This window comes from Mesorhizobium sp. CA13 (assembly GCF_020165235.1).
In the GTDB taxonomy this organism is placed as follows: Bacteria; Pseudomonadota; Alphaproteobacteria; order Rhizobiales; family Rhizobiaceae; genus Mesorhizobium.
This window is the reverse complement of record NZ_JAIUHS010000001.1, coordinates 477,360-497,662: the sequence shown is the minus strand read 5'-3', so window position 1 is coordinate 497,662 and position 20,303 is coordinate 477,360. Positions and strand designations below refer to the sequence as shown.

Here is a 20,303-nt window from a genome sequence, read left to right as displayed (position 1 = left end):
GGTCGTTTGCAGGCCACATTTGATTGTCAGTAGCAACTGGTCTGGTTTGGGGGAGCCGCCATGTTTGAAAGCCTGATCGGCCTTGTCGCCATCATCGCGCTGTTCGTCATCATTTCGCGCCAGCAGAGCCGCATTGGCCTGATCGAGCGCGAGCTTGGGGCGCTGCGAAGCCTCGTCCTTTCCGGCGCCGTGCCGCCTCTCGCCAAGCAGTCCGAACCGGCGGCGACCGATGGCCAGCCGGCCGAAGCCGTTGTCGCTGCGGCCGTGGTCGTTTCGCCAACGGCCAGCGAGGCAGCCACCGGGCAGGCGCCGCCGGCTCTGGAAACCGACGCAGCGACGGACGAGGTCAAGCCGGGGCCATGGACACCAGGCGGGGCGGCGCCCAAGGTGGCAGAATCCGAGCCTGTCGCAGCGGTGAAAGCGCCCGGCAAACCCGATATCGAAACGGCGCTCGGCACCCGCTGGGCGGTCTGGGTTGGCGGCCTGGCATTGGCGCTTGGCGGCCTGTTTCTCATTCGTTACACGATCGAAGCCGGAATTTTCGGCCCCGGTGTGCGGCTGACCATGGCCGGGCTGCTCGGCCTTGTGCTGATTGCAGCCGGCGAATTCATTCGCCGCACCGGCTTCAGGGTCCCCGTGCAAGGCGCCGCAGGCGCCTACATCCCGGCGATCCTGACCGCGGCGGGCGCCTTCATCCTGTTTGGCGCCGTCTATGCCGCACATGGCATCTACGGATTTATCGGGCCGGCGCTCGCCTTCACGCTGCTCGGCGCCATCGGCATAGGGACGATTGTCGCCGCCCTTGTCCACAGCCAGGCGCTGGCTGGTATCGGCCTCGTCGGCGCCATGGTGACGCCGATGCTGATCGCTTCTCAGGCGCCCAATCCCTGGGCCCTGTTCGGCTATCTGGCGATCGTGCTTGCCGCCACGAGCGTGATAGCCCGCATGCGCGATTGGAAATCGCTGATGGCGGCAGCCTTCGTCGGTACCGGCATCTGGACGATCCTCTACATGACCGATGCGCCGGGCGCGAATTTGTCGGTAATCCTGTTCATAACCGCCGTCACTCTGGTCGTGCTCGCTTTCGTCTGGCTTGGCCGCCGTGGCGACGAAAGCGGATCAGCCACGGCTTTCGACTGGCCCTCCGTCGCGCCGGGCCTGTTTGTTGCCCTCTCGGCGCTGGGCCTTTCGGTCGATCCGGCCTTCGTCGCTGCCGGCGATGCCTTCCCGGGAGCCGTCGTGCTCGCCGCGATGGTGGCCGTCGCGCTCTATCGCTCCCCGGCACTGCCACTGCTTTATGCGGCCGGATTGGTAACAGTACTGATCTACCTCGGCATCATCCCGCCGACCTCGATCGCTTCCGATCTTTCGGGCGATGCCTTCGGCGTCGAAGGCCTGCCGCTGGCGGCGTCGAACGCGCTGACCTTGCGCATCGGTATTGCGCTCGGCCTTGTCTTCATCGGCGCCGGTTTCTGGGCCGCTCGTAAATTTGCCGCCGCGACCCATTTCCGCGCTGCGTCATGGGCGGCGTGGGGCGTCATCGTGCCGTTGGTCGTCCTGCTGGCACTCTGGTTCACCTTCGGCAATCTCGACCGCGATCTTGCCTACGCCGCTGTGGCGGCGCTGCTGGTCGTGGTTTTCGCTGCCGGCGGCGAGTGGATCGCGCGCGGCGAGCAACCGCCGTTGCAGGGCAGGGCGGCCGTATCCTTCGCGCTCGGCGGAGCCGCGCTCGCCGGCCTGCTGATGCTGCATATGGCCTTCAGTTCCGGCTGGACAACCATCCTGCTTGGCGCGGCCGCAATCGTGCCGGCGCTAGCCACGCGCTTGCGTTCCTATCCGGTGCTCGGCTGGATTTCGGTCGGCGCGGTCGCGGCGGTGCTTGGCCGTGTCATCTTCGATCCGACCGTCGTCGGCGCCGGGTTCCTGTCGGCGACGCCGGTCTTCAACTGGCTGCTGCCGGGTTACGGCGTGCCGGCGCTCGCCTTCGGTTTCGCCGCCTGGCAACTGGCCCGCACCATCGACGGCCGGCCACGCCTTGCCATGGAAGCTTCGGCGGCGCTGTTTGCACTGCTGACGCTTGCCATGCTGGTGCGTCACGCCATGCATGGCGGCGTCCTCAACAGCGATGCGCCCACGCTTGCCGAACAGGCCATCTACACGCTGATCGCAATCGGTGCCGGCGCCATATTCGTGGCCATCGACAGGCGCTCGCCGAGTTCCGTGCTGCGCTACGGGTCCATGGCGGCGGGCGTGATCTCGGTCGCCTTCATCATCGTGCAGCACCTGCTGGTGCTGAACCCGCTTTTCACGGACGAATCGACCGGGCGAATCCCGGTCTTCAACCTGCTGTTCCTCGGCTATCTCCTGCCAGCGGTCGCAGCCGGCGGGCTTGCGTTCTATGCCCGCGACAAGCGGCCGAAATGGTATGCCGCCATGCTGGCGCTGGCGGCGGCACTGCTTGCCTTCGCCTATGCCACGCTGTCGGTACGGCGCCTGTTCAAGGGCGAGTTCATTGGGCTGTGGAGCGGCCTTGGCCAGTTGGAAACCTACACCTATTCGGCACTCTGGCTGGTGATCGGCGTGGCGCTGCTGACAGCCGGCGTCTGGCTGAAGTCGCAGGTGCTGCGCATAGCCTCGGCCGCATTGATCGCAGTCGCCGTACTGAAGGTGTTCCTCTTCGACATGTCGGAGCTGGAGGGTGTGCTTCGCGCGCTGTCCTTCATCGGCCTTGGCGCCGTGCTGATCGGCATCGGCCTGTTCTACCAGCGGCTTTTGACCAGAGCGGCGAAGGGGACGTGAAGCCTTGTCTCTAGGGTCTTGACGAAATTTACGATGTTGTGACGACAAAGCCGATCGGTTCCTTCAACCCGGCTTTCGTCCGCAAGATTGCTGGTCTTATTAAAGAGGCGGCTACAAAACGTCGCCTGCGCGGCATAGCCCGAAAATAGCGGGCACCCGGTCCAACCTATTCTGAGCTGCTATTCAAAACTGTCTGGACCGGAGGCCATCACAACCACTGACGAGCCGGATGCTTAAATCCGGCGACTTGCTTCGATACTATCATTTGTGGGCGCGAGAGGCCTAGTTAGGCAACCCAGTATGCCCCGGGAATAAACCCGCCGCTCCCATCGTTACATCATTGCTTGGGTGACCGGGGCGGTGGACCGCTTCGCACTGGCTGCTTGCGTCGCGCCGCGAAGGCGCGTTCAATCTGATGAATAGGGCAATTCCGAAAACCAGCGGTCATGGACGAAAAGAAGGCAGCAATCCTCGGCGAAATACCGCGCCTGCGCCGCTACGCACGCTCGTTGTTGCGAGACCGCGACGCCGCCGACGATCTCGTCCAGGACTGTCTCGAACGGGCCCTCATGCGGCTCGACAACTGGCAGACGGGAGAAAGCCCCAGGAGGTGGCTGTTTACGATCATGCACCATTTGTTCATTGACCAGATGCGCAAAGTGAATCGGCGCGGCGAAGCCGCGATGCTGCCGCTGGAAGCGGGCGAGGCGGTTGCACAGCCGGCCGAGCAGGTGGAAAGCATCGCCTCGCGCGAGATCGTCGACGCATTGCAGGCGATCAGCCCCGACCGCCGTGCCGCGCTCGTCATGGTCGCGATCGAAGGCTTTTCCTATGCCGAGGCCGCCAACATCCTGGGAGTGCCGGCCGGAACGCTGATGTCGCGCATTGCACGCGGGCGCGAGGAGTTGCGCGGACTGCTGGACGACACGGCACGCCGCCGTTCGATAAGGATCGTCTAGAAATGATCCGCCGCGATTTCTCCGAACGCGACATCCACATGGCACTCGACGGCGAGTTGCCGGCCGATGAGCGCGCCGCCTATGACGCATGGCTCGACGCCACTCCCGAGATGAAGGCGAAAAGCGCCCGTTTCATCGCCGACAGGGCAGCATTGCGAGACGCCTTCGCTGGCGTGATCGACGAGCCGGTGCCGGTGCGCTTGCGCAAGGTGGTGCTTGGCGAGGCGCCAGCCAGGGCGCCAATGCCACGCTCGCGCTGGTGGCTTGCCGCCGCCGCTGCCGGGCTTCTGGCAGCGGGCGGGCTTGGCGGCTACTTTGCCGGCAGCGACGGTATTGGCCGGGAAGATCAGGCCGAGGACCAGTTGGCCGAGCAGGCGATCGCCGCGCATGTCATCTATGCCGCCGAGAAGCGGCATGCGGTGGAAGTGCCGGCAAGCGACAAGGACCATCTGCTGACCTGGCTGTCCAACCGGGTCGGATTGAAGCTGGTTGCGCCGGACTTGACCGGCAGCGGGTTCCAACTGGTCGGCGGCAGGTTGCTGCCGGCCGGCGAGAGCAAGGCGGCAATGCTGCTCTATGAAGACGACAAGGGCGAGCGCATATCGCTCTTTGTGACGGCCGAATCGGTGGAGAACGCCAGGGGAACCTACGCTTCGGAGCAAGCCGGCCCGCAGGCGGTCTACTGGCTTGACAAGGGCTATGGTTGCGCTGTCGTCGGCTCAGTGCCGCAAGAGCAATTGGCGATCGTGGCCAAGAGCGCCTACAGCCAGCTTCTGGCCGGCCTGTCGAGTTGAACAGGATCGTTTTTTGGCAGCGCCGCCTACCCGAAAACGGCGACCTTGTTCGAGGCCTTCATCCCGTCGGGCCGGCGCCGAATCTGTCACAATTCGGCCCGAATCGAGGTGCGATAGCGCTTTATGGACGCTGCCATTTTCGGCTGCTGTCCGGACGTTTCGAATAGGGCCTTCATCACAACCCAATCGAGGTTTTCCAAGCCCGCATGCCTGCCGAGATCCGCACGGCCCGCGCGACTGACGTCGATGATCTCGCCGCCATCGAGAAAGCTGTTTTCTCCAGCGATCGCATTTCCCGTCGCTCCTTCCGACAGTTCATCGAGCGTGAGACCGCCGAGACGCTGGTCGCCGAAAGAGATGGCCGCGTCGCCGGTTATGCGATCGTCCTGTTTCGCAAGGGCAGCGGCGTGGCGCGCCTTTATTCGATCGCCACCAGCCCCTTTTTCGGCGGCCTCGGCATCGGCCGTCGGTTGCTGACGGCGGCGGAGGAGGCGGCCTTCGAGCACGACCGCATGATGCTGCGCCTGGAAGTGCGGGAGGATAATGCCCGCGCCATCGGCATCTATGAGCAGGCGGGCTACCGCAAGATCGGCCGCGAACCCGACTACTACGAGGACGGCGCCACGGCGCTGCGCTACGAGAAGACCTTGCGCGGCGAACTTCCGGTCGCCACCCGCGTGCCGTTCTACCAGCAGACCTGCGAATTCACTTGCGGTCCCTGCTGCCTGATGATGGCCATGGCCAATTTCGATCATGACTTCGTGCCGGACCCGGTCAGGGAAATCCGTCTTTGGCGCGAAGCGACGACCGTCTTCATGATGTCGGGCCCGGGTGGCTGCGAGCCGTTCGGCCTCGCGGTCGCCGGCTATGAGAGCGGCCTTGCGGCCGAGATCTACGTGTCGTTCTACGGCGCGTTGTTCCTGCAGTCGGTACGCAGCGCGGACAAGCGCCGGGTGATGGAGCTGGCCCAGGTCGACTTTCGCCGACGCGCGGAACTTTACGGCATCCCGGTGAATTACCGTTCATTCACCATCGACGACATTCGCGCCGCGATCGCGAAAGGAAAATTGGTGCTTGTGCTGATCAGCGGCTTCCTGATGTTCGGCAAGAAGGTGCCGCACTGGGTGTTGGCCATCGGCGACGACGGCGACCATATCCTGATCCACGATCCCTGGGTCGAGGACGAGAGGCAGGAGACCATCCTTGATGCCGCCAACATTCCCGTGCCTTACGGCATCTTCATGAACATGGCGCAGTTCGGCCGCGACGGACTGCGCGCCGCCATCACTCTGGGGAAGCGCTGATAACAATGACCTGGGTTATCTTAACTGGCCGGCAGAGCGATCTCGACCAGGTGGCGACACCGCACAAGATCATCACCAACCGCGACTATCTCGCGCATCCGGCGCTGTTTCGCGGCCAGCGTCCCAAAGTCATCAACCTGTCGAACAATTACGGCTACCAGAGCCGCGGCTATTATGCCTCGCTGCTGGCGGGTTCGCGCGGCCACAAAGTCATCCCGACCGTCGAAACCATGATCGATCTGTCGGAGCGCAAGCTTTACGAACATGCGCTGCCGGAACTGGAGCTGGCGCTCAACAAGTGCCGCAAGGATCTTGGCGGCGCTTTTCCGGCGAAGGTCTGCATCTTCTTCGGCATTGGCCCGTCCAAGGTGTGGGACCGATTCGCCAAGCTCCTGTTCGACTGGTTCCGCGCGCCGGCGCTCGAGGTCCACGTCAAGGACAGCGCCGAATGGGCCTCGATCCGCAAGATCGGCTTTCATCCCCTGGCGCGCATGACCGAGGAGGAGGAGAGCTTCTTCCTGCGATGCCTGGAGACCTACACCAATCGCGAATGGCGCGACACCAAGGGCCGCACGCCGGCGCGCTACACCTTCGCCACGCTGGTCGACCCGCATGAGGAATTGCCGCCGTCGGAAATCTCCTCGCTGCGCTACTGGGCCAGGATCGCCGAAAAGATGGGCGTCGAAATCGAGCCGATCACCAAGAGGGATCTTGCCAAGCTCGCCAATTACGACGCGCTGTTCATCCGCGAGACCACCTCGATCTCCAATCATACCTATCGTTTCGCGCGCCGCGCCCAGCAGGAAGGCATGCCGGTCATCGACGACCCGCTGTCGATGATCCGCTGCACCAACAAGGTCTATCTCAACGAACTGATGGCCTACAACAAAGTGCCGGTGCCGCCGACCGTGATGATAGCCGGCGCTTCCGACCTTGAGCTGGCGGCGCAGACGCTGGGTTTTCCGCTGGTGCTGAAGATCCCGGATTCCTCCTTCTCGCGCGGCGTCAAGAAATGCGCCAATTTCGAGGAATTGAGGACGCTCGCCACGGAATGGCTGGAGGATTCCGACCTTCTGATCGCGCAGAAATTCATCCCGACCGAATATGACTGGCGTGTCGGCGTGCTCGGCGGCCAGCCGCTGTTTGCCGTGCACTACCTGATGGCCAAGAAGCACTGGCAGATCGTCAACCACAAGGCCAGCGGCAAGCCCGACCAGGGCGGCATCAAGACCTTCACGCTGAAGGAGACGCCGCCCCATGTCGTCGAGACGGCAGTCAAGGCGGCGCGCTGCATCGGCGACGGCCTCTACGGCGTCGACCTCAAGGAAACCAAGGACGGCGTCTTCGTCATCGAGGTCAACGACAATCCCAACCTCGATCATGGCTGGGAGGACTCCGGCGAGAAGGACGAGGTCTGGGTACGGCTGACGCAATGGTTCCTGGAGCGTTTGGAGCGGCCGGGCCGATAATCATTCAAGCGGGGGCAGAGATGCTGTTTTTGGTGACCGAGGATTTTCGCGGCTGCGACCGCAAGGAGATCTACCGCCGCTTCCGCGATCGCGGCCGCCTGAAACCCGACGAGCTTCTGGTGCACCATAGCTGGATCGCGGCGGACATGAGCCGCTGTTTCCTCCTGGTGGAGGCCGACGACGTCACGCTGCTGCAGCGCTGGGTGATCGAGTGGGCGGATCTGGTGGAGTTCGAGATCGTGCCCGTGGCGGCGAACAAGGACATGGTCGAAGCGTTGAGCGGGCACCTCTGAACCGTCGCCGCTTGCCCACTCAACCGAGCGCCGGCGAGCCCACCACCCGCTGGCATTCATCGACCAGCCAGTCACGGAATGCCGTCACGACGTCTCTTCTTGCGCTCCGCTGCGGAATTGTCAGGCAATAGGGCTGGCGCAGCGCAATCGCGCCGGCGACGGGCCGGACCAGCCGGCCGTCCTCCACGGCCTCGGCGCAATAGATCCCTTGCGCCAGCGCCACGCCCAGTCCTGAAATGGCCAGGTCGAGCGCCGCGCGCGAGGAATTTGCCGACAGGCCGCGCTGAATGCCGCGCCCAGGCGCGATGCCGGCCGCCTCGAACCAGCTGCGCCATGAGGGAAAGGATGCGCCGGTCGGTCCCCAGTCGGTGTGGATCAGGGGCAGCCCGGCGAGCGGACCGCCATCCGCCTCCAGCACGCTGGCAAGCTTTGATGCGCAGACGGGATAGACCGCATCCTGGACAATGTCCTCGATCGGGTGCTCACGATAGTGCGGACCGTAGGAGAGCCTGACGTCGATCAGGTCGCGGTCGAACGACACCGGGTCGTCATCGCCCCTGAGAGATATGTCGACGGCACCGTGGATGGCGATGAAACCGGCAAGGCGCTCGGAAAGCCAGCCCATGGCCATGGACGGAGGGACCGAGACGACGAGCCGCGGGCGGAACGCATCGCCGGCAAGCTGGCGCGAGACGCTGCCGATTTCCTGGAAGGCCATGGTCAATCGGGGCAGCATCTCGACGCCGGCCTCGGTCAGGACGACACGCCGGTTGGCGCGGTGGAACAGCTTGCGGCCAATTTGCTCCTCGACGATGCGGATGAGCTGGCTGACTGCGGCGGCGGAGACCGAAAGCTCTTCCGCCGCAGCGGCGAAGCTGCCGGTGCGCGCCGCCGCCTCGAAGGCCTGAAGACCTCGCAACGATGGAAGTGCGACCATGGCGGTGACCCAAAAGGATAAGTTCAGCTTATCTATATTGCAGAAATCCTCGTTGTTAGAAAAGTTTCTTGCTGGGGTATGCTGACCGAATGAATTCAATCGGCCGGAATGCCCCTATGGATCATCGCGACGTGATCGCCTCGCTGACGAATGAGGAGCGCAGCCGGCTAACCGGCAAGTCGGATGGGCCCGGCCTCGTTCAGCTCGCTTTCCACCTCGGCGCGATCATGTTCCTCGGATCGTTGATCGCCGCCAAGGTGCCGTTCTGGCCGCTGCTGATGCTGCCGCAAGGCATACTGATCGTGTTCCTGTTCACGCTGCTGCATGAGACGGTGCATCGCACGGCTTTCGAAAGGCAATCGCTGAACGACGCAGTCGCGCGTGTCTGCAGCCTTGCGATCGCGCTGCCGGCCGACTGGTTCCGCTATTTCCATTTCGCCCATCACCGTTTCACACAGGATCCCGAACGCGATCCGGAGCTGGCTTTCCCGAAGCCGGAAACCTGGCGGCAGTACCTGGTCCATGTTTCCGGACTTCCGGTGTGGTTGGGGCATCTGAAGACGCTCTACGCCAATGCAATGGGACGTTGCCAGGACAACTACGTGCCCCCGAAGGGGCGTCCGAAGGTACGCGCCGAGGCGCGCGCGATGATTGCCTTCTATGCCGTCGTGCTGATGCTCGCGCTGTGGTTCAAGGCAACGGTGCTGCTCCATGTCTGGATCTTTCCCGCGCTGCTCGGCCAGCCGTTCTTGCGGCTCTACCTGTTGGCCGAGCATGGCCGCTGCCCCTTCGTCGCCAACATGCTGGAGAATACCAGGACGACGCTGACCAACTGGGCTGTGCGCAAGCTTGCCTGGAACATGCCCTTCCATGCCGAGCATCACGCCTATCCGGGCGTGCCCTTCCACCGGTTGCCGGAGTTTCACGCGCTGATCGAGCGGCATCTGAAGGTAGTCGAGCCGGGTTATGTCAGCTTCCACGAAAAATACATCGAGACGCTGCGCTGATCTATGCCGTCAGCCGGTCTGGCTGCGCACCGCGCTCGATTTCAACAGGTGCCGAATCTCCGCAGCGTTTGACGGCACGCCAATCAGATAGCCTTGCGCCTCGACGCAGCCGTTTCGGCGCAGCATGTCGAGCTGTGCTTCGGTTTCTACGCCTTCGGCGGTGACCGTGATCCCCAGTTCGGTGCCCAGCCCGATGATCGTGCGCACGATTGCCGCGGTGTCGCGATTGCCGATATCGGAAATGAAGGAACGGTCGATCTTGATCTTGTCGACGGGAAAGCGCCTGAGATAGCCGAGTGAGGAATAGCCGGTGCCAAAGTCGTCGAGCGCGATGCGGATGCCGAGTTCGCGCAGCTGTCGCAGTCTCCTCAGGACGTCTTTGCTCTCGTCCATCAGGACGGTTTCGGTGATCTCCAGTTCCAGTCGTCCGGCCGGCACGCCTGAGAAGGCCAGGGCAGAGATGACGCTGCGAGCAAAGCCGCCGCTTTTGAGCTGCACGGCGGAGACATTGACCGCAACGCGCAGGCCAGGCGGCCAGGCTGCCGCCGTCGCACAGGCCTTCCTCAGCGCCCATTCGCCAAGCGGCACAATCAGCCCGGTTTCCTCGGCGACCGGAATGAACTCATCCGGCGCCACCGTGCCGCGCGAGGGCGAGTGCCAGCGCATCAGGGCCTCGGCGCCGACGATCTCGCCCGAAGCTATGGCCATGATCGGTTGGAAATCGAGATCGAATTCCCGGCTCGGCAGCGCCGTCTCGAGATCGGCCTCAAGCGCCCGGCGCGCGCGCACCGTGGCATCCATGCCGGGCTCGAAGAAACGGTACAAATTGCGCCCTTCGCTTTTTGCCCGGTAGAGCGCCATGTCGGCGTTTGTCAGCAATGTATCGGCGTCCCTGCCATCGCCGGGAGAAAGCGCGATGCCAAGGCTGACGCCGACATGCATGTCCCGGCTCTTGTCATGAAACGGTTTGGCGATGGCCTCGACAATGCGTTTTGCCAGTTTTTCCGCGCTGGCCAGTCCCTCGACGTTGAACTGGACGATGACGAATTCGTCACCGCCAAAACGGGCGACGATATCCGCGTCGTTGTCCACGCAGCGCAGCAGTCTTGCGGCCACGCCTTTCAGCAGCCGGTCGCCGGCCGGGTGTCCCCACGTGTCGTTGACGGCCTTGAAGCGGTCGAGGTCGAGGGAGAAGATTGCCAGCGGTCCCGCCGCCGCATCCTCCAGTGCCCGGTCGAGCCGGTCGCGAAACATCGAGCGATTGGGCAGCCCAGTCAGCACGTCGTGATGCGCAAGATGGGTCATGCGCTCCTCGGCAAGCCTGCTCTCGGTCACGTCGTCGAAAGTGGCGACCCAGCCGCCGCCGCTCATCGGCCGGCGGGCGATCATCAGCGTTCGTCCGTCGGCGAGCCGGCGGGGCGTCGACCGCGTCTGGCCGGCCAGCAGGCGAGCCTCGGTCCTCGAAACTTCGTCATCGACATCTATGAGCGCATAGACGCCAAGGCGCACCAGCCGTTCGAGGAGCTCGCGGTGAGTCATGCCGAGCGGCAGATCCGCCTCGGTCACACGATAAAGCTCCAGGATGCGCTGGTTGCGCACGATCAGCCTGCCGCCGGCGTCATACATCAGCAGGCCCTGCGACATGTTCGCGAGCGCCGCGTCGAAGCGGCGATGCTGTTCCTTGAGATCCTGTTCGGCGCGCCGTTGCTCGGTGATGTCTTCGTAGATCGAAACCCAGCCGCCCGATGCCAATGGCCGGTGCGAGATGCTGATGATGCGTCCATCAGAGAGCGCCTCCTCGTAGGACGAGGGTTTCGCTCCATCGATATAGGGCTTGCGGATGGCGTAAAGTTCTTCGGCGCTTTGCGAGGCGATGCCGACATCGACGCTGTGCCGCAGGATGTCGATGAAATGGATGCCCGGCCGCGCTACGTTGGCGTCGAGGCAGAAGATGTTGATATAGTTGCCGTTGCAGATGATCATGCGCTCGTCGGCGTCGAACATGCAAAGGCCATGCGACATGTTCTCGATGGCCGCCGAAAAGCGTTCGTTTTGTTTGCGCAGTTCGTCTTCCATTTGACGGGGACGATCCACGCCTTCGGCCCCCTGTTCAGGGACGGCCGAACCATCCTTGGCGTCAGCGACGGGCATAAGGCTTGCCTGCGGCTCGTGATCGAACACCGCAGTGTCAGCCGTTCCGGTTAATTTAGCGTTTTCTACCCTACCGCTGCTGTAATCTTGCGCCGCGACTTCTCGATAGCGGAAAAACGCTTCAGGAAGGCATTCTGTGCCCAGGTTACCGAGCGCGGCGTGAAATCGAAGCGCTCGGCACTGAAGCCGCGCGGACGGCCGAAGAACTCGGTCGCCTCGGCGGTCGAAAAGCCGGCGAGCAGCGTTGCCTCGAAATAGGCGGCGATCTGGTCCGCGCGCTTGATCTCCTTGCGCAGGCCGGCGCCTGGTTCCGGCGGCAGCGAGAAGCGCAGATGGATGGCGCGTTGCAAGCGCAGTTCACAGTCCTTGTAGCTGCCGCCCATCACCGATTTGAACGGCGAGATCATGTCGCCGATGACATATTCGGGCGCATCGTGCAGCAATGCCATAAGCCGGGCGTCCGCCGGCGCCTCGGGCATCAGGTCGCAAAACAGCGCCTCCACCAGCAGCGAATGCTGCGCGACCGAGAAGGCGTGCTCGCCGCGGGTCTGGCCGTTCCAGCGCGCGACGCGGGCGAGCCCATGGGCGATGTCCGATATCTCGATGTCGAGGGGCGAGGGGTCGAGCAAGTCCAGCCGGCGGCCGGACAGCATGCGCTGCCAGGCACGTGGCGGCGCACCGATGCGGTCGGCCGCCATCAGGCCTCCTCCGTGCCGACGGCTTCCTGGGGAAAGCTGAATTTGGCGAAAGGTGGAATGGCCACCGTAACCGGCACGTCTCCCGCCAGGATCGGCTGACCCGCGTCGAGCGCTGCCTTGATCCTGTCGATACGGGCGATGCCGAGGCCGATCGTGCCGGCGTTCGAGCCGAGCGTCCCCACCGATCGCCCGTCGACGGTCAATTCGACGCCGGCATCAGGCAAGGCCCGTTCGGCCCTGACGATCAGCACCCGCCGCCTTGCGGTGCCACGATGCTGCATGCGCGAGACGACCTCCTGGCCGACATAGCAGCCCTTCGTGAAACCGACGCCACCGGTCTCGTCGAGCAGCACGTCATGCGGGAAGGCGTCGCCGAGCTGGTAGTCGGTGCCGCTCTCGGCAATGCCATGCGCGATGCGCAAGGCCTGCCATGCGGCGCCGTCGTCAGTCTCTTGAGCGCTGCCATAGGAGCGGGTGACGCTTTCATCGCGAAAGCGCCGGTCGGCCAGCACGGTTGAATCCTTTTGTGAGGGAGCTGACTCATTTCCCCAGGCAATTGAGACAAGCGTCTGTTCGGATTTGGCAATCTCGACCTTGGCGCGCAACCTGTACAGCATCAGGCGGCGTACGAAATCGTCAGCGATGTCGGCGCGGCATTCGAGGCGGAACGCGTTTTCACCAGCCCGTGAGATCAGGAAGTCAAACAGTATCTTGCCTTGCGGCGTCAAAAGAGCGCCGGGTTTAGCCTCGCCGGCGCCGAGCGCGTCGAGATCGGTGGTCAGGATGTTCTGCAGGAAGTGTTCGGCATCAGGGCCGGAGATGGAGATGAGCGCGCGGTCTTTCAGCAGGGCAAAGGGCATGGGGCGGATAAAAGCCTGATCTTGCAAAACGGTCGGCCATTACGTAAGCCGCTGACACTCCCCCCGCAAGAGATCGATCAGCATGGCCAACACCTACGACCTCATCCTGACAGGCGGCATGGTGGTCAACCATGCCGGCGAGGGGCAACGCGATGTCGGCGTGAAAAATGGGCGCATCGCCGCCATAGGCGATCTGCGCCAGGCCTCCGCCGGCGAGACGATCGACTGCCGGGGCCTGCATATCCTTCCGGGCGTCGTCGACAGCCAGGTGCATTTCCGCGAACCGGGGCTGGAGCACAAGGAGGATCTGGAGACCGGATCGCGGGCGGCGGTGCTCGGTGGCGTCACAGCCGTGTTCGAAATGCCCAACACCAATCCCTTGACCACCAGCGAAGAAACGCTTGCCGACAAGGTCCGGCGCGGCACCGGCCGTATGCACTGTGATTTCGCCTTCTGGGTCGGCGGCACGCGCGACAACGCCGGCGATGTCGCCGAGCTCGAGCGGCTGCCCGGCGCGGCCGGAATCAAGGTTTTCATGGGCTCGTCCACCGGCAACCTGCTGGTCGAGGACGATGAAGGCGTCGCCTCGATCCTCAGGAACACCCGCCGCCGCGCCGCCTTTCATTCGGAAGACGAGTTCCGGCTGCGCGAACGCCTTGGCGAGCGCATCGAGGGCGATCCTTCATCGCATCCGGTCTGGCGCGACGAGATCGCTGCCTTGCGCTGCACCGAGCGGCTGGTGCGCGTCGCGCGGGCCGCCCGTGCCCGCATCCACGTCCTGCACATCTCCACGGCCGAGGAGATATTGTTCCTCGAACAGCACAAGGATGTCGCCACCTGCGAGGCGACACCGCACCATCTGACACTGTCGGCGGACGACTACAAACGGCTCGGCACGCTCATCCAGATGAACCCGCCCGTCCGTGCCCCGCGCCATCGCGACGGCGTCTGGCACGGCATCGCCCAAGGCATTGTCGACGTACTCGGTTCCGACCATGCCCCGCACACATTGGCCGAAAAAGCAAAACCATATCCGGCATCGCCCTCGGGCATGACCGGGGTGCAGACGCTGGTGCCGATCATGCTCGACCACGTCAACGCGGGCAGGCTGACCTTGCAGCGCTTCGTCGATCTTTCAAGCCATGGCCCGCAGCGCATCTTCGGCATGGCCAGGAAAGGCCGCATCGCCGCCGGCTATGATGCCGATTTCACAATTGTCGACATGAAGCGGCGCGAGACCATCACCAATGCACAAGCCGGCTCGAAGGCCGGCTGGACGCCTTATGACGGCAAGGAAGTCACTGGCTGGCCGGTCGGCACTGTCATTCGAGGCCAGCGCATCATGTGGGAGGGCGAGATCGTGACGCCGGGCCAAGGCAGGGCAGTGGAGTTCTCCGAGGCGTTGCCCGCATAGCCATTTCACATCGTTGGCTTCGCCTGCCCGACGTTTCAATCCCCGGCGACGAAAAACGTCCATTGCCCGGCGGGCGTGATGCCGACGCGGTAGAAGATGTAGGCGCCGAACTGCTTCATGTCGTCGAAGTCGCTCGCGGTGACGATCTTGAACAGCTCGACCCGTTGCCTGGCGTCGAGCTTGTCCAGGGGCAGGGCGAAGAAATACGGCCAGACATAGAGCTCTTGTGGCGTCCCGGCATCGACATGGACATAGCCGGCATTGAGCACCTCCTCCAGTATGGCAAGAATCTCCTGGCCATCCTGGTCGCCGGAGAGCCCCTTGAGGAAGGTAATGGCGTCGCCATCTATGTCGGTCAGCGATATCTGGGTCATGCCGTCGCCCTTGCCGATCAAAGGCCTCAGTCTTTCGATGTCGCCGCTCTCGCAGGCTTCGATGATCAGGTCATGCATGCGCCGCACCGGTTCAGGCAGCTTGCCGAGGTCGTAGACGACCTCCGGCGTGGGCGCGTCGGGATCGACGCGCGGCCTGTTGGTGGCGCCGTCGCCGTTCGGCGGGGTGACCGGTTCGGCCTTGTCCGGGGCGGTTGGCTGGCTGGTCGAAGATGGCGTTCCGACCGGATCGGGTATCGGCACGGTGCTTCCCGGCGACGACGCGTCATCGTCTTGGACCGGCGAGGGGAGTTCTTCGCGCTTGATCTCGCTCAGCGCATAAGCGGGACTGCTTGTCAGGCACGCAACCAAGGGAATCGCGGCACTGCACGCGGCGAAACAGATGCAAAGGACCAAGCCGTGCGGCTTGCCTGACATAGAAAAGTTCACTGCCCGTCTCCCTGCTTCCGGGCATGATGCCCGAGCGGCATTTGCCGTCAAAGAACCGGACGTCGGTTCAGTGCCGCAGCCGTTCGGGTTCGAAGGCGCCAGCAATCACCTTTTCACGCATGCGGTCGAGCAGGGCAAGGGCCGATGTCTCGCCGTTGGCGCGCAGCATTTCGCCGAACGCGGTTTCAAGCGCTGCTTCGGCGATGATCTCGGGTTCTATGCCTGCCGAAAGACCTTCGGCCCAGGCCTCGCTGTGGCTCTCCACCGCGGTCAGGCGCTTTTCTTCCCTGACCAGCGCGTCGATGTCGTTGACACCATGTTCCATAAGCGATGTCCACCCTTGCAAGCAGCGATCCGTCGATGGATCAGGCTTGATCTGTTCCGTTTACACGCAGCCGCAAATAAGTCTTTGTAAATACGACATTTTTTTGATCGTTCTTTACAGGGGGCCGGTTGCGCTTGCGAAGCTGCATTCAATCCTGCTCAAACTTAGCCGATTAGGCGTGCCTGCGGGGTGAAAACCTTCAGTTTGAGTTAATTCCACATCCGCGCGCTAACGTTTCATTAACGCTGTTGCATAAGCGCAACAAAAGGATTGCACCAGGACAGTTCTCGACACAAGCTGGATATGCCCCTAGCCGCCGGCAATGGACCGGATATCTGTTGATGAAGGCCGGATGCGCTCTTGTGAGGGCACTTTGGCGACATGCGCTAGTTGCCGTAACGCGAGGCGATGTCGCGCGACAGGGTCTCGCCTTCCTTCATGTAGCGTCCGATGGCTTCGGTCGCCGACGCGGTGCATTGCGTGTAGGTGCCGCCGAATGAGCGGTAGCCGCGATTGAAGCTGGCGATGAAGCGGGCGCGCCGCTCCGGATCCGGGTTTTCCGATTCGAGCAGCTTCTGCATCTCGCCGCGCCACTGGTCACCCTTTTCGCCGCACAGATTGCGCAGGAAATGCAGCGATCCCAAGACCTCCGCCAGCCGCATCAGCCCCGGTTCGAAGGGTGCCTCGGCGCTGAACGCCGGCCGTGCCGCCACGGTGCTGACGGCGAGGCATGTCGCGAGAAGGAGAGGAAGGCAACGCATAAGTCAATCTGGCCAAACAATTTGCCGCCTGCAAGGCGATTGTGCCGGGCGAATTCCGGATTTAGGATCGCTCAGGGTTTTGCGACGCCCGTCCGAGCAGTTCCTCGGCGACCGCGAGCACCGAACCGGCAAGCGGCAGATCAGCCATTTCGGCCAGCGTGTAGAAGGCGGCGGTCTCGGCGTCGTCGCTGGCCACGGCCTCGCCGCCGGCATGGGCCGCACCGAACACCGTCAGCTGGTAATCGACGGCATGGCCGTCGAGCGTGCCGTCGATGAGAATTTCGCGCAGCCGCCGGTAGCTTTCGGCCTGCAATTGCGTCTCCTCCAGCAATTCGCGCCGTGCCGCCTGTTCCAGCGTCTCACCGGCTTCGACCTTGCCGCCCGGGAATGCATAGAGCCCTTGCGAGGGTTGTCGCGCCCGCTTGACCAGAAGTACGGCGTCGCCGCGCACAACGGCGACCGAGACCGCGGGAATGACTTTTCGCACTTCGTCCATGGATTTCCGATCACCCTGATTGCGGCAGCCTGTTGTGGACCGGCCGACGCCAGACAGCTTTAACGGTTGCAGTGCTGCTGTTCCATCGCCACTTTCGAAACCGGACATCAGGACCAATAGACATGTGCGGACGTTTTGCCTTGACCGCGACACCGGACCAGACAGCCGCTTTCCTCGGCCTGGCGGAGGTGGAGCAGTTTCCTGCGCGCTACAATATAGCGCCGACGCAGCCGGTGCTGATGGCGATCTCAGGCCCGCCGCGGGCGCCGGGTTCCAACCTGCCTGACCGCCGGCCGATGCTGGTGCGCTGGGGCCTGATCCCCGCCTGGGTAAAGGACGTCAGCGAATTTCCGCTGCTGTTCAACGCACGCTCCGAAGGCGTAATCGAAAAGGCCTCGTTCAAAGCCGCCATGCGCCATCGCCGGGCGCTGGTGCCGGCATCCGGCTTTTACGAATGGCGTCAGGCGCGGCCCGGAGAGGCGGGCGGCAGGAAGGGGCAGCCTTACTGGATCAGGCCGCGGCATGGCGGGTTGGTCGCCTTTGCCGGGCTGGTTGAAACCTATGCCGAACCGGGCGGCTCGGAAATGGACACCGGTGCCATTCTGACGGTCGCGGCCAATTCCGACATCGCGCATATCCATGACCGCATGCCCGTGGTGATCGCACCTGAACACTTCCCCCGCTGGCTCGATTGCCGCGGGCTTGAGCCGCGCGATGTTGCCGACCTGTTGCGGCCGGCGCAGCGCGACTTCTTCGAAGCGATTCCGGTCTCCGACCTCGTCAACAAGGTCGCCAACACCGGGCCGGAGATTCAGGAGAAGGGGGAGATCGGGCCCGAGCCCGAGAAGGTCAAGCGCCGGAAACCCGACGCGGACGACAGTCAGATGACGCTGTTTTAGCAGAAACTCTGTTCGAGGTGCGGTTTGGCGCCTCGTTCGGACCCTTGGGCCGATCGCGCACTGCTTCAGGCGGCGCGGGGCGATACGATTTTCTGCACCGGCTTTTTCTTCTTCGCGGTGTGGAGAAGGGCGGCGACGATCGCGGCCGGGCCGATTGCGCGATAATGGCTTGCCAGCGCCGGTTGCTTGGCGCGGTTGGCTTCCTGCTTGCTTCGAGGCATGTGTCTCTTCCCAGATAACGTTTCCGTGTCTGCGTTTGGCGGCCGAATCCGACCAAATCGTGACGCAGGTTGATCTAGCCTGCGTATGTTTCATGACTGTGCCGACATGTTTAATAAAATGTTTCAGTGGCTGATTCCGTGTGATCGGGCGACGCATTTGCCAGTTCTGGCGTCGTTTTTCTCGGCATGAGCGACTTGACGGCAACACTGGCCAAGGCGATAAAGCCGCCTATGAAAACGTCTTTCGCCATTTGTGGCATTTGCATTATTGGCTAGCTTCGCGCTGGTCCGGACGTTTTCGCCTCATCTTCCCCTAGATTGGACAAACGCCCCGGCCAGCAGGCTGGAGTCCGTTTTGCGCCTCGGCGCGGAGCCGGCTTCATCCAGGCAAAAGTTCTGAACCGGAAAGGCATGGAATGTCTGACGCATCGAAGGGCCTGCGCCTCTACAACACGCTGACGCGCGCGAAGCAGGATTTCGTCCCGATCGACGCGCTGAACGTGCGCATGTATGTCTGCGGTCCGACCGTCTACGACTTCGCCCATATCGGCAATGCTAGGCCGGTGATCGTCTTCGACGTGCTGTTCCGGCTGCTGCGCCATCTCTATGGCGAGGCGCATGTCACCTATGTGCGCAACATCACGGATGTCGACGATAAGATCAACGCACGCGCACTGCGCGATTTCGGCAGCGAGATATCAGCCGGCAGACTATCGCTTAACGAGGCGATAAGGCGGGTGACGGAAAAGACCGCGGGCCAATTCCACAAGGACGTCGCGACGCTCGGCTGCCTGGAGCCAACAGTCGAGCCGCGCGCCACCGAGTTCGTCGAGCCCCGTGCCGACGGCAAGGCAGACATGATCACTTTGATTCAAAACCTGATCAAACGCGGCCATGCCTATGTTGCCGCAGGCGAAGTGCTGTTCGACACCGCTTCGATGCCCGACTACGGCCAGTTGTCGAAGCGAAATCTCGACGAGCAGCAGGCCGGTGCTCGCGTTGCAGTCGACGCGCACAAGAGGAATCCTGGCGACTTCGTGCTGTGGAAGTTGTCGTCCCCGGAGGAACCGGGCTGGCAGAGCCCGTGGGGCAGGGGCCGGCCGGGCTGGCACATCGAATGCTCGGCCATGTCCGCCGCCTATCTTGGCGAGGTCTTCGATATCCATGGCGGCGGTCTCGACCTGATCTTCCCGCACCACGAGAACGAGATCGCCCAGTCACGCTGCGCGCACGGCACCGATGTGATGGCCAATATCTGGATGCACAACGGCTTCCTGCAGGTCGAAGGGCAGAAGATGTCGAAGAGCCTCGGCAATTTCTACTCGATCAACGAGTTGCTGGAGACCGAAACGTTCGGCGGCCGCAAATGGCCCGGCGAGGTGCTGCGGCTGGCGATGCTGATGACGCATTATCGCGAACCGATCGACTTTTCCGTGCGCAAGCTCGAGGAAGCGGAGAACACGCTGCGCAAGTGGAAACGCGCGGCCGATCTGGCGCCGGCGGTCGGGCAATTGCCGGCCGAGGTCATGCAGGCGTTGTCGGATGATCTCGCCACCTACGCCGCCTTCCAGGTTTTGACCCAGTTGGCCGGCGAGGCGGTCGACTTCGGCGGCGATGGCGAAAACGCCGCAGCGGCCTCGCTGAAGGGTGCGCTTGCCTTCCTGGGTTTCGATGTCGGGGCGGCCAAGGTCGATGAGGCCACGGTCGCCAAGGCGATCGCCAGGCGCCTGGAACTGATCGCCGCCAAGAGCTGGACAGAAGCCGACCGCATCCGCGACGAACTGCTGGCGCAAGGCGTGCAACTGAAGGACGGCAAGGACCCGGTCACGGGCGCGCGTGTGACAACGTGGGAGGTGAAGCGGTGAGGGTGGCTGCTCTCATGGTGGAGTGGCTGGCGGGACAGCGCCCCCCTCTGTCCTGCCGGACATCTCCCCCACAAGGGGGGAGATCGGCCGGCGGCGCAGCTTTCGCCAATCTCCGACGTTGCGGGATCGAGCGAGGCGCCGAAGTCGCCAATCTCCCCCCACGTGGGGGAGATGTCCGGCAGGACAGAGGGGGGGGGCCGTAGAGCGCTAACTTCGACTGTCATTGATTG

The 20,303-nt window shown here is 63.4% G+C and carries 19 protein-coding genes; 10 read left to right on the top strand and 9 right to left on the bottom strand.

The window, feature by feature from the left end; translation table 11 throughout:
* Positions 1-60: 60 nt before the first annotated feature.
* From LB566_RS02565 to LB566_RS02540, 6 genes are all read left to right on the top strand, one after another.
* Positions 61-2,799: a DUF2339 domain-containing protein gene (locus tag LB566_RS02565; protein WP_224622909.1), complete on the top strand. Its 2,739-nt coding sequence runs from the start codon at positions 61-63 to the stop codon at positions 2,797-2,799.
* Between the two features lie 446 nt (positions 2,800-3,245).
* Positions 3,246-3,758 (top strand): RNA polymerase sigma factor, encoded by a 513-nt coding sequence (locus tag LB566_RS02560; protein WP_140549337.1) that lies wholly within the window; start codon positions 3,246-3,248, stop codon positions 3,756-3,758.
* Between the two features lie 2 nt (positions 3,759-3,760).
* Positions 3,761-4,552 carry an anti-sigma factor family protein gene (locus LB566_RS02555; RefSeq protein WP_224622907.1) on the top strand — a complete coding sequence of 264 codons (792 nt, stop codon included), beginning with the start codon at positions 3,761-3,763 and terminating at the stop codon, positions 4,550-4,552.
* A gap of 206 nt (positions 4,553-4,758) precedes the next feature.
* Positions 4,759-5,856 carry a GNAT family N-acetyltransferase/peptidase C39 family protein gene (locus LB566_RS02550; RefSeq protein WP_140549335.1) on the top strand — a complete coding sequence of 366 codons (1,098 nt, stop codon included), beginning with the start codon at positions 4,759-4,761 and terminating at the stop codon, positions 5,854-5,856.
* A gap of 5 nt (positions 5,857-5,861) precedes the next feature.
* A complete protein-coding gene (locus LB566_RS02545) occupies positions 5,862-7,325 on the top strand; it encodes a RimK family protein (protein ID WP_224622905.1) in 1,464 nt (487 codons plus the stop codon).
* Positions 7,326-7,345: 20 nt separating this feature from the next.
* Positions 7,346-7,618, top strand: a complete 273-nt coding sequence (locus tag LB566_RS02540; protein WP_140549333.1) for a DUF3303 domain-containing protein — start codon at positions 7,346-7,348, stop codon at positions 7,616-7,618.
* Positions 7,619-7,637: 19 nt separating this feature from the next.
* On the opposite strand, the gene LB566_RS02535 is transcribed toward LB566_RS02540, so the two are convergent.
* Positions 7,638-8,555, bottom strand: a complete 918-nt coding sequence (locus LB566_RS02535) for a LysR substrate-binding domain-containing protein (RefSeq protein WP_224622903.1) — start codon at positions 8,553-8,555, stop codon at positions 7,638-7,640.
* Between the two features lie 116 nt (positions 8,556-8,671).
* Here LB566_RS02535 and LB566_RS02530 point away from each other — a divergent pair, with 116 nt between their 5' ends.
* Entirely contained in the window at positions 8,672-9,562 is an 891-nt protein-coding gene (locus LB566_RS02530; RefSeq protein WP_224622900.1) for a fatty acid desaturase family protein, read from the top strand.
* Positions 9,563-9,571: 9 nt separating this feature from the next.
* Here the strand turns inward: LB566_RS02530 and LB566_RS02525 are convergent, their stop codons facing one another.
* From LB566_RS02525 to LB566_RS02515, 3 genes are all read right to left on the bottom strand, one after another.
* Positions 9,572-11,713 carry a putative bifunctional diguanylate cyclase/phosphodiesterase gene (locus LB566_RS02525; protein ID WP_318012813.1) on the bottom strand — a complete coding sequence of 714 codons (2,142 nt, stop codon included), beginning with the start codon at positions 11,711-11,713 and terminating at the stop codon, positions 9,572-9,574.
* A gap of 65 nt (positions 11,714-11,778) precedes the next feature.
* Positions 11,779-12,411, bottom strand: a complete 633-nt coding sequence (locus tag LB566_RS02520) for an HD family hydrolase (protein WP_224622897.1) — start codon at positions 12,409-12,411, stop codon at positions 11,779-11,781.
* Positions 12,411-13,271 carry a YgfZ/GcvT domain-containing protein gene (locus LB566_RS02515; protein WP_224622896.1) on the bottom strand — a complete coding sequence of 287 codons (861 nt, stop codon included), beginning with the start codon at positions 13,269-13,271 and terminating at the stop codon, positions 12,411-12,413. Before LB566_RS02515 ends, LB566_RS02520 begins: the two co-directional genes overlap by 1 nt.
* 82 nt (positions 13,272-13,353) lie before the next feature.
* On the opposite strand from LB566_RS02515, the gene LB566_RS02510 reads away from it, so the two are divergent.
* A complete protein-coding gene (locus tag LB566_RS02510; RefSeq protein WP_224622894.1) occupies positions 13,354-14,685 on the top strand; it encodes a dihydroorotase in 1,332 nt (443 codons plus the stop codon).
* A gap of 35 nt (positions 14,686-14,720) precedes the next feature.
* On the opposite strand, the gene LB566_RS02505 is transcribed toward LB566_RS02510, so the two are convergent.
* The 4 genes from LB566_RS02505 to LB566_RS02490 all read right to left on the bottom strand — a co-directional run bounded on the left by LB566_RS02505 (position 14,721) and on the right by LB566_RS02490 (position 17,088).
* A complete protein-coding gene (locus LB566_RS02505; protein ID WP_140549402.1) occupies positions 14,721-15,494 on the bottom strand; it encodes a hypothetical protein in 774 nt (257 codons plus the stop codon).
* 79 nt (positions 15,495-15,573) lie between these two features.
* On the bottom strand, positions 15,574-15,831 hold the full coding sequence (locus LB566_RS02500) for a hypothetical protein (protein WP_008874920.1): 258 nt from the start codon (positions 15,829-15,831) through the stop codon (positions 15,574-15,576).
* A 386-nt stretch (positions 15,832-16,217) separates the two neighbouring features.
* Positions 16,218-16,592, bottom strand: coding sequence for a TIGR02301 family protein (locus LB566_RS02495; protein ID WP_140637542.1), 375 nt, complete (start codon positions 16,590-16,592; stop codon positions 16,218-16,220).
* A 61-nt stretch (positions 16,593-16,653) separates the two neighbouring features.
* Entirely contained in the window at positions 16,654-17,088 is a 435-nt protein-coding gene (locus LB566_RS02490) for an NUDIX hydrolase (RefSeq protein ID WP_224622892.1), read from the bottom strand.
* 122 nt (positions 17,089-17,210) lie between these two features.
* Between LB566_RS02490 and LB566_RS02485 the strand changes: the two genes are divergently transcribed.
* Positions 17,211-17,987, top strand: coding sequence for an SOS response-associated peptidase (locus tag LB566_RS02485; protein WP_224622891.1), 777 nt, complete (start codon positions 17,211-17,213; stop codon positions 17,985-17,987).
* 65 nt (positions 17,988-18,052) lie between these two features.
* Here the strand turns inward: LB566_RS02485 and LB566_RS02480 are convergent, their stop codons facing one another.
* Complete coding sequence (locus LB566_RS02480) at positions 18,053-18,208, bottom strand: hypothetical protein (RefSeq protein ID WP_140549323.1); 156 nt, start codon at positions 18,206-18,208, stop codon at positions 18,053-18,055.
* 416 nt (positions 18,209-18,624) lie between these two features.
* On the opposite strand from LB566_RS02480, the gene cysS reads away from it, so the two are divergent.
* On the top strand, positions 18,625-20,073 hold the full coding sequence (gene cysS, locus LB566_RS02475; RefSeq protein WP_224622890.1) for a cysteine--tRNA ligase: 1,449 nt from the start codon (positions 18,625-18,627) through the stop codon (positions 20,071-20,073).
* The last annotated feature ends 230 nt before the right edge of the window (positions 20,074-20,303 follow it).

Bases quoted from the DNA above. Each gene is read 5' to 3' on its own strand.
- LB566_RS02565 (WP_224622909.1), top strand. From the start codon at position 61: ATGTTTGAAAGCCTGATCGGCCTTGTCGCCATCATCGCGCTGTTCGTC.
- LB566_RS02560 (WP_140549337.1), top strand. From the start codon at position 3,246: ATGGACGAAAAGAAGGCAGCAATCCTCGGCGAAATACCGCGCCTGCGC.
- LB566_RS02555 (WP_224622907.1), top strand. From the start codon at position 3,761: ATGATCCGCCGCGATTTCTCCGAACGCGACATCCACATGGCACTCGAC.
- LB566_RS02550 (WP_140549335.1), top strand. From the start codon at position 4,759: ATGCCTGCCGAGATCCGCACGGCCCGCGCGACTGACGTCGATGATCTC.
- LB566_RS02545 (WP_224622905.1), top strand. From the start codon at position 5,862: ATGACCTGGGTTATCTTAACTGGCCGGCAGAGCGATCTCGACCAGGTG.
- LB566_RS02540 (WP_140549333.1), top strand. From the start codon at position 7,346: ATGCTGTTTTTGGTGACCGAGGATTTTCGCGGCTGCGACCGCAAGGAG.
- LB566_RS02535 (WP_224622903.1), bottom strand. From the start codon at position 8,555: ATGGTCGCACTTCCATCGTTGCGAGGTCTTCAGGCCTTCGAGGCGGCG.
- LB566_RS02530 (WP_224622900.1), top strand. From the start codon at position 8,672: ATGGATCATCGCGACGTGATCGCCTCGCTGACGAATGAGGAGCGCAGC.
- LB566_RS02525 (WP_318012813.1), bottom strand. From the start codon at position 11,713: ATGCCCGTCGCTGACGCCAAGGATGGTTCGGCCGTCCCTGAACAGGGG.
- LB566_RS02520 (WP_224622897.1), bottom strand. From the start codon at position 12,411: ATGGCGGCCGACCGCATCGGTGCGCCGCCACGTGCCTGGCAGCGCATG.
- LB566_RS02515 (WP_224622896.1), bottom strand. From the start codon at position 13,271: ATGCCCTTTGCCCTGCTGAAAGACCGCGCGCTCATCTCCATCTCCGGC.
- LB566_RS02510 (WP_224622894.1), top strand. From the start codon at position 13,354: ATGGCCAACACCTACGACCTCATCCTGACAGGCGGCATGGTGGTCAAC.
- LB566_RS02505 (WP_140549402.1), bottom strand. From the start codon at position 15,494: ATGTCAGGCAAGCCGCACGGCTTGGTCCTTTGCATCTGTTTCGCCGCG.
- LB566_RS02500 (WP_008874920.1), bottom strand. From the start codon at position 15,831: ATGGAACATGGTGTCAACGACATCGACGCGCTGGTCAGGGAAGAAAAG.
- LB566_RS02495 (WP_140637542.1), bottom strand. From the start codon at position 16,592: ATGCGTTGCCTTCCTCTCCTTCTCGCGACATGCCTCGCCGTCAGCACC.
- LB566_RS02490 (WP_224622892.1), bottom strand. From the start codon at position 17,088: ATGGACGAAGTGCGAAAAGTCATTCCCGCGGTCTCGGTCGCCGTTGTG.
- LB566_RS02485 (WP_224622891.1), top strand. From the start codon at position 17,211: ATGTGCGGACGTTTTGCCTTGACCGCGACACCGGACCAGACAGCCGCT.
- LB566_RS02480 (WP_140549323.1), bottom strand. From the start codon at position 18,208: ATGCCTCGAAGCAAGCAGGAAGCCAACCGCGCCAAGCAACCGGCGCTG.
- cysS (WP_224622890.1), top strand. From the start codon at position 18,625: ATGTCTGACGCATCGAAGGGCCTGCGCCTCTACAACACGCTGACGCGC.